Source organism: Sinobacterium norvegicum (genome assembly GCF_923077115.1).
Lineage (GTDB): Bacteria > Pseudomonadota > Gammaproteobacteria > Pseudomonadales > Sinobacteriaceae > Sinobacterium > Sinobacterium norvegicum.
Window position 1 is genome coordinate 1,211,290 of sequence record NZ_CAKLPX010000001.1, and the last position, 12,866, is coordinate 1,224,155.

Below are 12,866 nucleotides of genomic sequence, written 5' to 3' on the forward strand. Positions count from 1 at the left end.
GGCCATTATACCCTCAGACTACTCCGGGGTAACAGCAGCGATGCACAATGCAGCGCCCCTCATCTTGATGTCAACATTAAAGTTGCTTATGGCAAACGAAATACTTGCAGCAAACCTCGTCTAACTAGCGTATAAATAGCCATTATTATCGAAGAATAACAAGGCTTTACCTGACTCTCGTCAGAAATAACCCAAGGATAGATCATATGCTCGCTGAACAGACCGCCGCTACCTCTGATATCTCCGACTATAGCTCGCTACTACAATCTCTCTATTCCTGCTTATCGGATTCAGCGGGCTTTGAACGCTTTCTCTTCGATTTACGCACCCACTTTCGCTGTAACGCCGCCAACCTCGGCGGTGTGAATCTCAAGCCTCGGCTAATGACTTTTGCCTGGTCTTCGGGGATTCCCGAGTATGTTGAGCTGTTCTATATCGAAAAAAACCTGATCGCCACCGACAGTATTATCGACCTGACGCTGGGCCTGCCAACCGGAGAATTTCACAGCGCCGCCAGTGTTGACCCGGAGGGCGGCTATATCACCAAACTCGACAGTGACCTGATGGACTGGGTTATTAAGGACAATATCATCGATGTTGCCGGCATGCTGGTCAACAATAACCATGACAGCGCCGTAGTCCTGACCCTCTATCGTGATGTCGAAGGTGGTGCCTACAGTGATGCCGAGCTCGAGCAACTCAACCTGTTAGCCCCCCATATCCGTCAGGCCATTACTCTACACCAGCAACTCTACTTTCAATCGGTCGATAATGTATCACTCAAGGCCGCACTCGACAGCGCGCCACAGGCCAGTGTTGTACTGAGCCCGCTGCTGGAAATAGTCCACGCCAACAGCAGCGCCAGCCGCTGGATAGACGATGTCGACTATCTGCGCATTACCAATGACAACCACATCATTTTTGCCCAGGAACGTATCAATACAGAGTTCCAAAAACAGTCCTATCAACTGCTGCACTCACTCGAACAAAAAGAGCTGTCCTCTGTTGCCGTCTTTAATATTCAAACCCCCTACGGCTTGCCCGTCAGTGTCACATTAACGCCCATTGGCTCTGACAATGGCGAGGGATTTAAGGCCCTGCTGATGCAGTTCTTCGACCCCAATGTCAGTCAACTGCCTCGCAGCGCTGAGATTCGCAAGGTGTTTAACCTAACCCCTACAGAGTCGCGGGTCTGCGAACAGCTTATCCGTGGTTTCAGTGCCAAAGAGATTGCCCAGAAGACCGATCGCAAAGAGTCGACCATCCGCGATAATATCAAGTCTATCTTCTTAAAAACCGGCTACAATCGCCAGGTTGAATTGGTCGCCGCTATTCTGCGCACCATTCCCAGCAGTTAATTGCCGCGGCACTGTTTGCCGATCAATCAACCATAAAAAAAGGCGCCCCTAGGCGCCTTTTTTATACCCTTCGAACTAGAAATCGACGCCTTTACGGGCCTTAACACCGGCACGATAGGCATGTTTCTGATCATTTATCTCGGCCACAGTGTCGGCAATATCACGAATCCCCTTGCCACCACCACGACCGGTGACAACCACGGTTTGCTCACGTGGCCGCTGCTGTAAGGCCGTCAATATCCGCTCTTCATCGAGGTATTTAAACGCCAGCATATAGGTCATTTCATCGAGGACGACCAGATGATAGCTGTCGTCCTTGAGCAGTTTCTCGGCATGGGCCCAGGTAGCCTCGGCAGCGGCAATATCGCCGTCACGATCCTGCGTATCCCAAGTAAAGCCAGTCCCCATCTGGTAGAAGTAGACCTCGGGGTGCTTGTCGCGGATAAAAATTTCCTCACCCGATAGTTGAGCCCCCTTAATAAACTGCACCACACCCACTTTATAGCCATAGCCTAGGCTACGCATGACCATACCAAAGGCAGAGCTACTCTTGCCCTTGCCGTCACCGGTCAGCAATATAATCAAGCCTCGCTCTTCATCGGCGGCGGCAATAGAAGCATCGACACTCTCTTTCTGTTTTTCCATACTGGCCTTGTGCTTAGCGGCCTTTTTCTCATCACTCATACGACAACCCCTGACTTTATACGGTTCCTACTGTAGCAGGCCATTGTACGGGTATTCGACGCCCAGGCAAGACGCCAGCTATCACGACCAGCGATACACGCAACAGCACCGCCAATAAAACGCTATCACCTTGCCTGAAAAGGTTTTTTTGACACGATAAAAAAATTTTATAAAAAAAATAATTAAAAACCTTGAAAAATGTTTTTTCAATCACATATTAGTTAATACGAATGATTCATAGAATATTCGTATCGATAGCGCTATCGAACAACCCTAAATAGATTACCTTGCTTATTATTAAGGAGGCCAACTATGGCTACAGCACTATCATACGCACCACTATTCCGTCAGAGCATCGGCTTTGATCGTTTCAACGATTTATTTGAAAACGCAGTTTCTGAAAAACAGACAAAGAGCACCTATCCTCCGTACAATATTGTAAAATCGGACGAACACAATTATCAGATTATTATGGCCATCGCCGGCTTTAGTGAAAAAGATATTAATATCACCCTGCACAACGACACCTTGAAGGTGTCCGGTAAGCCGGCAGCAGAAAAAGCCGATAAACTGGAGTTTCTCTATAAGGGCATTGCCGAGCGAAGCTTTGAACAAAGCTTTAGACTGGCTGACCATATGGAAGTCAAAGACGCCAAGATGGAGAACGGTATTCTTGCCATCTCACTACTGCGCAACATTCCCGAAGCTAAAAAGCCTCGAATGATTGCCATCAACAACGTCTAAACTTCACATTAAGCCGCTGATTCGTTGCTGAAATAGTGGCCAAAGACACCCTCGTAGCGACGCTGCGGGGGTGTTTTTTATTGGCCGCTTTTTATTCCATCTGTCGCCACTAAATGGTAAATTGATAACACTGTCACATAATGAAAACAACAACACTCGATGCTGAACGCCCTTAAACGGATATCACCGATTAACCTGATAGCGCTTGGCGCCATCCTGCTAACCATCCTGGTATGGCTGGCCCTGCTGATCTCTCTTAATGTTCCCTGGCTGGGCCTATCACTGGGTGCCGACGGTGATCGTGTTACCATAACTGACATTGCACCGCAGTCTCCGCTGCTAGGCACGATTACCGCCCCTGCTGCACTGCAACAGATTAACGGCATGACCCTGATAGCAGAAGACTTACTGCAGGAGCCCGACGAAATATCCACCGTCACTGATTACCTGGCCTTCTTCACCAGAAACGCCGATCTCTATCACAGTTTACAGCTCACCTCGACACTCAACATCGACAATCAAGCTTACATCGTCAAGCCGTTAGCCCAGCGTCCACTCAGTAGCCTGCCGCTGGTTTTTTGGTATCAGATTGTCTGCGGTGTCTTTATTGGCATCATCAGTGTTGCCGTGCTGGCCTTTAACCGCGGCAAAGACAATATCGCCCCAGTTATCTATAGCTGCGCCGGTTTTGCCATTACCATTGCCGTGTTGTGCAGCGCTGTTTACTCCAGTCGCGAGCTGGTGATTGCCGATGGCATATTTTATTTCCTCAATCGACTTAACCTACTGGCCGGCATATCTTTTTGCGGTTTTGGCACCGCCTTGTTTTGGTATTTCCCCAAACCGCTGTCCTCCTTCCCCATGATCAAGGCCACAGTGGCCGCTATTATCATTTTTTACAGCATGAATTTGCTGGCCATCATCGAAAGCTTAGACATCTCCATTCGTGCGCTATTTGTCAGCTGGTTTGCCATCTGCATGCTGGTCAGCCTGCTGCAGTGGCTGCACAGCAAAAACAACCCCATTGATAGGGCCGGTTTTAAGTGGGTTATGTTTTCCTGGCTGGCTGGCACTGGCGCGTTTATTGCCTTGGTCTACGTCCCCATGCTGTTTTTTAAAGAGGCCGTGGTACATCAAACCTGGGGGTTTGGCGCCCTGTCGCTGGCCTATGCCGGCGTCTCGATCGGCATTATCCGGTACCAATTATTCAACATCGACCGCTGGGTCAGCCTGGTGTGCTTCTGGGTCTTCTGTGGTTTTTCTTTAATTTTGATCGATCTATTGCTGATCTACCTACTGGATTTCGACGGGGTTAACAGCCTGCTGATATCGCTGTTGTTAGTCAGTTTCATCTATTTTCCACTGCGCCAAAAACTGCTCGAAAAAATCATGCCGTTGAGCGAGCAACGTCAGTTTCTGGCCACCTTTCAGCAGCTGTTCAATCACAAAATCAGCCCCGCCAGCTCCACTCGAGAACAGTGGCTGACGGCAATGAATGCACTGTTTCAACCGCAACAGGTCACCGCCACCAACACCACTGTTGAACAGGCTCGCTTTGAGCAACACGGTCTTAAGATGAGACTACCCGGTTTCAATGATATTCCCTCCTACACTCTCGCTTATGCCAATAATGGCCGCCGCCTATTCAATCACCACGATGCCCAACTGGCTAACACCTCGGCGCTGTTCTTCCAGCATCTCGCCTTGTCGAAACAAGCCTTCCAAGAAGGCATGGTGACCGAAAGGCAGCGTCTGGCCCGTGACCTTCATGACGATATCGGCGCTAAATTACTGTCGCTGATCTATAACAGCAGTGACGAGAAATCTGCCGATTCTGCCCGGGCGGTACTGCACGAGTTACGCAGCGTGATACAAGGCCTGCAGACCGACACCATCAGCAGCGAACAGTTTGCCGCACAATTATCGACAGAGACCAGCCAGCGGTGTAACGAAGCCGATATCAAACTCAGCTGGCAACAGCAACTCAGTGACTTCGATATATCCAGCCGCTATTGGCGCAACCTGCGTACAGCCTGTAGAGAAATCATCAGCAATATGCTCAAACATAGCCATTGCACAGTGATTACCGTGGATCTTAAAATCAGCCAACAACAGCTGGTTATTAACCTCAGCGATAATGGTATCGGCTTTGATACCGAGCAACCTGCCAAGGGCAACGGACTGTATAATATTGCTCAGCGTATCGATGAAATTAACGGCCAACTCACCGTCCAATCTACTACTGCCACCGTGGTTTCTGAGCACAGCGGCAGCCATTTCAGCATCACACTTAACCAGGGTGTTTAGAATGAAACACATTGTCATCTTAGAAGACCACAGCGATGCCCAACAGTGGCTTCGCGCTGTTGCCGAGCAAGCTTTACAGCCCGATAGTATTGCTATTTATGGCACGCTCAGCCAGGCCTTGGCTGCTCTGGAGCACAGCCAACCCGACCTTGCTCTGGTTGATCTCAACCTACCCGATGGCAGCGGCTTGGAATACATTAGCGCCTACCAACAGGCCAGCAACACAGCGTACAGCGTTGTTACCACGATTTACGATGACGACCTCCATCTGTTTCCCGCCCTCGCCGCTGGCGCCAAGGGCTACCTATTAAAAGAGCAGAGTAAGAGTAAGTTGGTTGCAGCACTGCAGGGCATACTCGAGGGAGAGCCGGCTATCTCGCCACAGATATCGCTGCGCATGATCAGCCACTTCCGCGAATTAGAACGTAAGAAGAACCTGGGGTCAGAGCTTATCAAACAATTGACACCCCGTGAGATCGAGGTGCTATCGCTGATTTCAAAAGGCCATACCGCCAATGAATGCGGTAAAATTCTAACCCTCAGCAAGTATACCGTCAGCGGCTACATCAAGAGTATTTATGAAAAGTTAGAGATCAATAGCCGCGCTGAGGCTACAACAATAGCCCTGTCTCATGGCTTAATTTAACGACATCTAAATATTAAAAAAGGCAGCCTAGACTGCCTTTTTTATTTGTTTCTTCTGGCTTATGCCGCCTCTTCGCTACCCAGCCATTTGTACACCACTGCCGCTGCTGCCGCGCCCGCTATCGGCGCCAACCAGAACAACCATACCTGCGATAAGGCCCAGCCGCCCACATAAAGTGCCGGTGCCAGACTTCTGGCCGGGTTGACCGAGGTGTTGGTCACCGGAATACTGATCAAGTGAATCAACGTCAGACACAGGCCGATGGCAATCGGTGCCAAGCCGGCAGGGGCGCGACTGTCGGTGGCTCCCAGAATCACAATCAAAAACATAAACGTCATGACAAATTCGCAGACTAACGCCGCCATCATGCTATAGCCGCCAGGTGAGTGTTCACCAAAACCGTTGGAGGCAAAACCCGCCGCCAAATCAAAGCCTGGGGCACCAGAGGCGATGACATAAAGAATACCGGCACCGGCAATACCACCGAGTACCTGGGCAATGATATAAGGCAATAGCTCATTGGCTGGGAAGCGGCCTCCGACCATCAAGCCTACCGAGACAGCAGGGTTGAGGTGGCAACCAGAGATATGACCAATGGCAAAGGCCATGGTTAGTACGGTCAAACCGAAGGCGAAAGAGACACCGAGTAAACCGATGCCGACATCAGGGAAGGCGGCGGCAATAACAGCACTACCACAACCACCCAACACCAACCAAAATGTGCCGAAGAACTCGGCACCCATTTTTTTAGATAAACTCATTTTTCGCATCCTATGCATTCAATTGTGCCTTATGAATAGCATGCCACTCAAAAATAACAAGTTTTCAGGGTGTTACAAGCCTCTTATTTGGCCAACAAATCAGGAATATGGGGCGCGAAACGCTCGATCATTGGCTGGATAATCTCCGGTTTATCCCAGTTTTCCAAACCGACGCCAATCAACGCCCTGTCAATGCCAGCATCACGATAACGCTTTAGCTTGTCCGGTGATGGATCATCCATCACCACGATGGTGATCTCAACATCATCGGGGTTGCGACCAAAGCTGGCCACCTGCTCTCTAAAATCTTTGACAGACTGCACCACATCGGGCAACGCCACATCGGCCGGCATCCAGCCATCTGCCCACTCGGCGGCATGTTTAACACCGACCGGCCCCATCACACCAAGCACCGTTTTCGGGCCGCCGGGTTGTTGTGGCTTGGGCTCGAACCACACCTTATCGAAGTCGATCAACGATCCGTGATATTCCGGCTCCGCCTCGCTGAACAGAATTCGCTGTGCGGCAACGGTTTCTTTCAACGCGGTAAAACGCTTCTTCCAGGGTAGCGAGGTACAGTTTTCAAAACCCTCTTCGTTCCAGCCTACGCCGGTACCGATAATTACTCGGCCATTCGATAAGCGATCGAGAGTGGCAATGGTTTTGGCCTGAGAAAACAGCTCGCGCTCTAACAGCAATGCAATGCCGGAGCCGAGCTTAAGATTTGTTGTGACCGAGGCTGCCGCCATCAACGACACATACGGGTCCATCATCCCCTTGTAAGGCTCAGGCAAGACGCCGCCGCCGGGGTAAGGCGTTTTTAACGACATCGGTATATGGCTGTGCTCACCATACCACAGCGACTCAAAGCCATGTTCTTCTAACGCCGTTGCCAATTCTGTCGGCGAAGGGTCATTAATGGTGTTCATTGAGTTGAAGCCGATATACATCGTTAGTTCTCCTAATAGGTTTTTTTGCGGCACTGATTTATCCATGCAGCAACCAGCCTAACATAGACAAACACCACCACGACTCCTCCTTTTGGACCATATTTGTCAGCACTAATCGACGTTTATATTTCCCTTTCTCGACAGTAAGTACTAACTTAAGGGCTACTTAATCGCTTGATACATATCAACAAGCGGCCGGTCTCATGTTGGGGTGGTGAGTAAAATCACCTAGAATCCTCGCCAACAATATCTGTGGCTTGGGCCGAAACGGCGACACAGCAAAACAAGCAATGACCGACGGCGACAGACCAGCCTTGTCACTGCACCAATAACCTGATCAAAAAAGTAGATGTTATGGAACTTACCTCTTATCACGACTCGATGCTGTCACTGGCAGCGCCGTTTGTCGCCCTCGGGCTTGTGCTGCTCACACGACGGGTTGTGTTATCTCTGTTATGCGGAGCACTGGTTGCCGCCCTGCTCCTGGCGGGCTTCAGCCCTGTCGATACTGCCACGCTATTATTTGACCGTTTTGTCGCTATCTTCTGGGATGACGGCGCCCTGAACACATGGAATGTCTATATTTTGGCCTTCCTGTTGTTGCTCGGTATTTTATCGGCTCTGCTCACGATCAGCGGCGGCACCCGCGCCTTCGCTGACTGGGCTAGAAACCACGTCAAAACCAAACGTGGCTCTCGGCTGTTTGCCGCCACCCTCGGCGTGGTCATTTTTATCGATGACTATTTTAACGCCTTGGCCGTCGGCCAAATTGCCCGCCCACTGACCGACCAACAAGGTGTATCACGGGCCAAACTGGCCTATCTCATCGATTCCACCTCTGCGCCTATCTGTGTCATCTCACCGCTGTCCAGCTGGGGCGCCTACATCATCGGCCTCATCGCCACCGTTTTAGCCAGCCACAATATGGCTGCCGAGGGCGCCTTTAACGCCTTCATCAGCATGATACCGATGAACTTCTATGCCATCTTTGGACTGGTCATGGTCTTTGCCGTCGCCTGGTACAATATTAATATTGGCCCGATGAAGGCCCATGAAGATAACGCTGCCAACGGCCAGCTATACAACCCTGCCAACGGTGAACCAGCCGGCGACATGTCGATCAGCGATGAGCTGAGTAACGGCAGCGCCAATAACCTATTGATCCCGATTTTCGCCCTGGTCGTCAGTGCCGTCTTCTTTCTAATCTATACCGGCTATGCCAATCTCGCCGCCGCCGACCAACCCTTTAGCATTATGGGCGCCTTTGCTGAAACCGATGTCGCCCTCACCCTATTATGGTGTGGCTCGATTGCCGTCTTCGTCGCCTTCGTGATGATGATGCCGCAAAAACCCAGCATCAGCCATTACACCGGAGCCCTAAAGCACGGCACGCAGGCGATGATGCCAGCCGTGATCATCTTGGTTTGCGCCTGGCTATTAGTCGGTTTGATCGGCAGCCTGGAAACCGGCAAATACCTCGCCAGCGTGGTCGGTGACAGCATTCCACACAACGCCTTACCGGCGGTAATCTTCATCGTTGCGGGCCTGATGGCACTGGCCACCGGCACCAGCTGGGGTACCTTCGGCATCATGCTCCCTATCGCTGGCGATATGGCAGCGGCCACCGACATCAGTCTGATCATGCCTATGATGGCAGCCGTTTTGGCGGGCGCGGTCTTTGGCGATCACTGCTCACCGATTTCCGACACCACTATTTTGTCGTCAACCGGTGCCGGTAGTCATCACATCGATCACGTTACCACCCAGCTACCCTATGCCTTATTTACTGCAGCGATTAGTTTTATTGGTTATCTGGTCTTTGGCCTGACCGAATCGATTGCTGCTGGCCTTGTCGTCGGTTTCATCTGCCTGGCTATTTTGATTGCCGTGCTACGCCAGCGTCACGGCAATGCCTAAGCCTCGGCTTTAGCACGCTAGCGAAAGAGGCCTTATTGGCCTCTTTTTTTTCACCCGAGATAACGGATTACTGGTTTATCAATCACTTGAAAGGCATTGCTGCTCTCAGGCTTATTTCAACGGTAAATTACTGTCTAATTGATCAGGTTTTTATGCTCAAAAACATTGATATTTAAGCAGTTTTTCATATGTATTTATGCCGCTCAATATCGTAGAATTGCCCGCTTCTTTTAATCAGCGGTGCCAATCATCGCCGATACGCTTAAACCTTTATGCCTGAGATGGCATCGCCTTAAACCGGCAGCGGAGTATTATGAAAGTAGCAATTATTATGGGTTCTAAATCCGATTGGCCGACCATGCAGCACGCTGCCGATATGCTCGACCACTTTGGCATTCCCTACGAGACCAAGGTTGTCTCTGCCCACCGCACCCCCCAGCTACTTGCCGACTTCTGCACCAATGCCCACGCCAATGGCTTTAATATTATCATTGGTGGCGCCGGTGGTGCCGCTCACCTGCCGGGTATGGCCGCTGCTTTTACCAGTCTGCCAGTACTCGGTGTACCGGTGCGTTCCAAGGCCCTCAGCGGCATGGATTCACTGCTGTCGATTGCCCAGATGCCCAAGGGCGTGGCCGTCGGCACCCTGGCCATCGGCGATGCCGGTGCCGCCAACGCCGGTTTATTAGCGGCGCAGATGCTGGCCACCAGCCGCCCTGAATTGATGACCAAGATCGATCAGTTCCGCGCCAACCAGACCCAGACTATTCTCGACAATCCAGATCCAGCAGGGGAGTAATCCGGTGAAGGTTTTGGTTCTCGGCTCGGGGCAACTTGCCCGCATGCTATGTCTCAGTGCGACACCGCTGAATATTCATATTGAGGCCTACGATGTTGGCAATGATTGGCTGGTACACCCGGTCAGCGGTCATTTTAATGGTCAATCGCTGCAGCAGGCGATCGACGAGTGTGATGTTATCACCGCCGAGTTTGAACACATTCCCGAGGCGGTGTTAATCCCCGCCGAGGCCAGCGGCAAGCTCAAACCTAGTGCCGATGCTATCCGCGCCGGCGGTGACCGCCGCATTGAGAAAGCATTACTCGATAACGCCAACGTGCGCAACGCCGACTATCGCATCATCAATACCGAGGCCGAGTACCAGCAGGCGATCGCCGAGCTGGGCCTACCGCTGATTATTAAGACTGCCAAAGAAGGTTACGACGGCAAGGGCCAGTGGCGCTTAAAGTCGGATGCCGATGTCGCCACCGCCTGGCCGCAGATTGCCGAGGTAATCGCCGCCAGCAATGGCCAACAGGCCGTCGTCGCCGAGGTGTTTGTCAATTTTGATCGTGAGATCTCGATGATTGGCGCCCGCAATGCCGCAGGCAAGATAAAGGCCTTCCCGCTGACCCAGAATCACCACAGCGATGGCGTGTTGGCACTGTCTGTCGCCCTGGCCGAGCAGGCCGAGCTTCAGCAACAGGCCGAGGTTATTTTTACCGCCATTGCCGAGCAGTTAGACTATGTCGGGGTATTGGCGATTGAGTTTTTCGATTGTCAGGGCCAGTTGTTGGTCAACGAGATCGCCCCCCGCGTGCATAACTCCGGTCACTGGACCCAGCAGGGTTGTTTCAGTAGCCAGTTCGATCTGCATATGCGCGCCATCTGCGGTATGCAGCTTGGCGACACCCGTCTGATTCAACCGACGGCGATGATTAACATCCTCGGCGAAGACACCATCGATGAGGCCATCTACGCCCTCGACGGCGTCACCGTGCACTGGTATGGCAAGAGCAAGCGTGCCGGCCGCAAGATGGGCCACATCAACATCTCTGCCAGCAGCTATGACCAGCTGTTAGCCACCATCGCTCAGGTCAACACGCTGTTCCCCGCGGCGGGCTTGGCTGATTTAAGCGAGATTGTTAAGCTTTAATTTTTGATTGGGCAGCCTGTTCTGGGCTGCTCTGCTCTGCTCTTATCAAGACCCTCCTTTGAAACACTTCGTTATATACCTCTCTGTGCCTCTTCATCATCACTCTGCACGCCACTCCGTCAGTCACACCCCGCTCCTGTCGCTGCGCTTTTTGAAGTCGCGGAGAATGACTGACTGCGCGGCATTGGGGTCTCTTGCATTTAGACACAAATAACCACCAAAAGAACGACTACTACCATCACTTGCCTGTATATCCCCACTTTCCTTATCTTTTTTTGAAACAATTGAAAAAACAATAGTTTTATAATAGAGTCAATTACTTACAGGATAAAATGACAATAATAAAAAACGACTATAATAAAAGGTTTTCCACAATTTTTTGAAAGCCTATTTTCGTAGAAAAATATCAAGAGTAACACCGGCCCCTACCAATCTAGGAGATACAGTGAATATAGTTAAAACCTGTAAAGGTATAGTGCTCGCTCTAGCAGCCTTTAGTGCGCTTTCTGGCTGCACAGCAAGCGGGCCAAAATTCTCAGGGCTAAGTGAATCGGAACTCACCCCTGATTCAAAAAAGAGTTACATCTATTTGTATAGAGACAATCAGTTTGTAGGCTCTGCAGGGGTGCAGCCGGCATCGATAGACAATAATATATGCGTGAAATTAAAAAATGGCGGTTACTGGAGTTTTGAGGTCGAATCAGGGCAACATACAGTAGCGCTATTACCCACAGCCTCTTTTGACAAATTTAAGAAACCAGAAATAACATTTCCTGTGGCAGAGGGTGAAGTTGTCTTCGTTAAGCATACATTAAACATGGATGACTTGGTTGTAACCAATGCTATTATCATGGCCTCTGGCACCATTGGTCTTGCTGTAATAGAGCCCTCATTTGCACTAAATGAGCTCCAAAAGACGAACTTACATTCCGAACGGGACTATTGCAGCCCTGCATATACGAATAAATACCTCAACCCAAAATAAAGTTTAGGGGCAGAGTAAAAACTATAGAGCTAGCCACCGGCACACACCAAACCGGTAAGTTTAGGGTCAGAGTAAAAACTATAGAGCTAGCCACCGGTACCCACCAAACCGGCGACTGCTGATGCCTCTACAGAGGCATCGCCAGCAGGGATGCTGGCGCTGAGCCTACAGGGAAGTACTTGCGGCGTCCTCGGTGGTGGTATCGGCAGCTGCGCCCCTTAGCCAAACGATCAGTACTTCCGCTAATATTTCATTTCTAGAGCCAGTGCAGATTTTTGTTTTTCATATCGATTTATAATCAGCCAATTAATATGAAAGAGTATCGATATGCGTTCAATAAAAATCGCGGCAATGGCTTTAAGCCTGCTACTTTTAAGTGGCTGCAACCTACATTCTATCAAGGGTGACGTCGGCGGTGTTGATGTGCAAGTCAGTGACAACAATAAAGCCAGCGGCAAACACAGCGGTAAGTTCTGCCCGCCAGGTCAGGCCAAGAAGGGGCTGTGCTAACGATAGTACTTTTGGGGTAACCACCCCCCACCCCTTAGCTAGCAATCGGCACCTAGCTTACCAGCGACTG

12 protein-coding genes are annotated in these 12,866 nt (G+C 50.7%); 9 read left to right on the forward strand and 3 right to left on the reverse strand.

Translation table 11 applies throughout. The features are described 5' to 3' along the window. The first annotated feature begins 206 nt into the window (after positions 1-206). On the forward strand, positions 207-1,358 hold the full coding sequence (locus L9P87_RS05330; RefSeq protein WP_237443636.1) for a helix-turn-helix transcriptional regulator: 1,152 nt from the start codon (positions 207-209) through the stop codon (positions 1,356-1,358). Between the two features lie 75 nt (positions 1,359-1,433). On the opposite strand, the gene cobO is transcribed toward L9P87_RS05330, so the two are convergent. Then, positions 1,434-2,042 carry a cob(I)yrinic acid a,c-diamide adenosyltransferase gene (gene cobO, locus L9P87_RS05335; protein ID WP_237443637.1) on the reverse strand — a complete coding sequence of 203 codons (609 nt, stop codon included), beginning with the start codon at positions 2,040-2,042 and terminating at the stop codon, positions 1,434-1,436. Positions 2,043-2,354: 312 nt separating this feature from the next. Here cobO and L9P87_RS05340 point away from each other — a divergent pair, with 312 nt between their 5' ends. From L9P87_RS05340 to L9P87_RS05350, 3 genes are all read left to right on the forward strand, one after another. After that, a complete protein-coding gene (locus L9P87_RS05340) occupies positions 2,355-2,786 on the forward strand; it encodes an Hsp20 family protein (RefSeq protein ID WP_237443638.1) in 432 nt (143 codons plus the stop codon). A 159-nt stretch (positions 2,787-2,945) separates the two neighbouring features. Then, a complete protein-coding gene (locus L9P87_RS05345; protein ID WP_237443639.1) occupies positions 2,946-5,093 on the forward strand; it encodes a sensor histidine kinase in 2,148 nt (715 codons plus the stop codon). 1 nt (position 5,094) lies between these two features. Beyond that, positions 5,095-5,739: a response regulator transcription factor gene (locus tag L9P87_RS05350; RefSeq protein ID WP_237443640.1), complete on the forward strand. Its 645-nt coding sequence runs from the start codon at positions 5,095-5,097 to the stop codon at positions 5,737-5,739. A gap of 59 nt (positions 5,740-5,798) precedes the next feature. Here L9P87_RS05350 and aqpZ read toward each other — a convergent pair whose 3' ends face one another. Together aqpZ and L9P87_RS05360 are read right to left on the reverse strand one after the other, a co-directional pair. Then, a complete protein-coding gene (gene aqpZ / locus L9P87_RS05355; RefSeq protein ID WP_237443641.1) occupies positions 5,799-6,500 on the reverse strand; it encodes an aquaporin Z in 702 nt (233 codons plus the stop codon). 83 nt (positions 6,501-6,583) lie between these two features. Then, positions 6,584-7,495, reverse strand: coding sequence for a TIGR03619 family F420-dependent LLM class oxidoreductase (locus L9P87_RS05360; RefSeq protein WP_237443642.1), 912 nt, complete (start codon positions 7,493-7,495; stop codon positions 6,584-6,586). Between the two features lie 309 nt (positions 7,496-7,804). Here L9P87_RS05360 and L9P87_RS05365 point away from each other — a divergent pair, with 309 nt between their 5' ends. From L9P87_RS05365 to L9P87_RS05385, 5 genes are all read left to right on the forward strand, one after another. Beyond that, positions 7,805-9,367 (forward strand): Na+/H+ antiporter NhaC family protein, encoded by a 1,563-nt coding sequence (locus L9P87_RS05365; protein WP_237443643.1) that lies wholly within the window; start codon positions 7,805-7,807, stop codon positions 9,365-9,367. 313 nt (positions 9,368-9,680) lie between these two features. Continuing rightward, positions 9,681-10,166 carry a 5-(carboxyamino)imidazole ribonucleotide mutase gene (gene purE / locus L9P87_RS05370; protein ID WP_237443644.1) on the forward strand — a complete coding sequence of 162 codons (486 nt, stop codon included), beginning with the start codon at positions 9,681-9,683 and terminating at the stop codon, positions 10,164-10,166. Positions 10,167-10,170: 4 nt separating this feature from the next. Next, entirely contained in the window at positions 10,171-11,301 is a 1,131-nt protein-coding gene (locus tag L9P87_RS05375; protein ID WP_237443645.1) for a 5-(carboxyamino)imidazole ribonucleotide synthase, read from the forward strand. 445 nt (positions 11,302-11,746) lie between these two features. Then, positions 11,747-12,286 (forward strand): DUF2846 domain-containing protein, encoded by a 540-nt coding sequence (locus tag L9P87_RS05380; protein WP_237443646.1) that lies wholly within the window; start codon positions 11,747-11,749, stop codon positions 12,284-12,286. Positions 12,287-12,613: 327 nt separating this feature from the next. Further along, a complete protein-coding gene (locus L9P87_RS05385) occupies positions 12,614-12,796 on the forward strand; it encodes a hypothetical protein (RefSeq protein ID WP_237443647.1) in 183 nt (60 codons plus the stop codon). Positions 12,797-12,866: the final 70 nt, after the last annotated feature.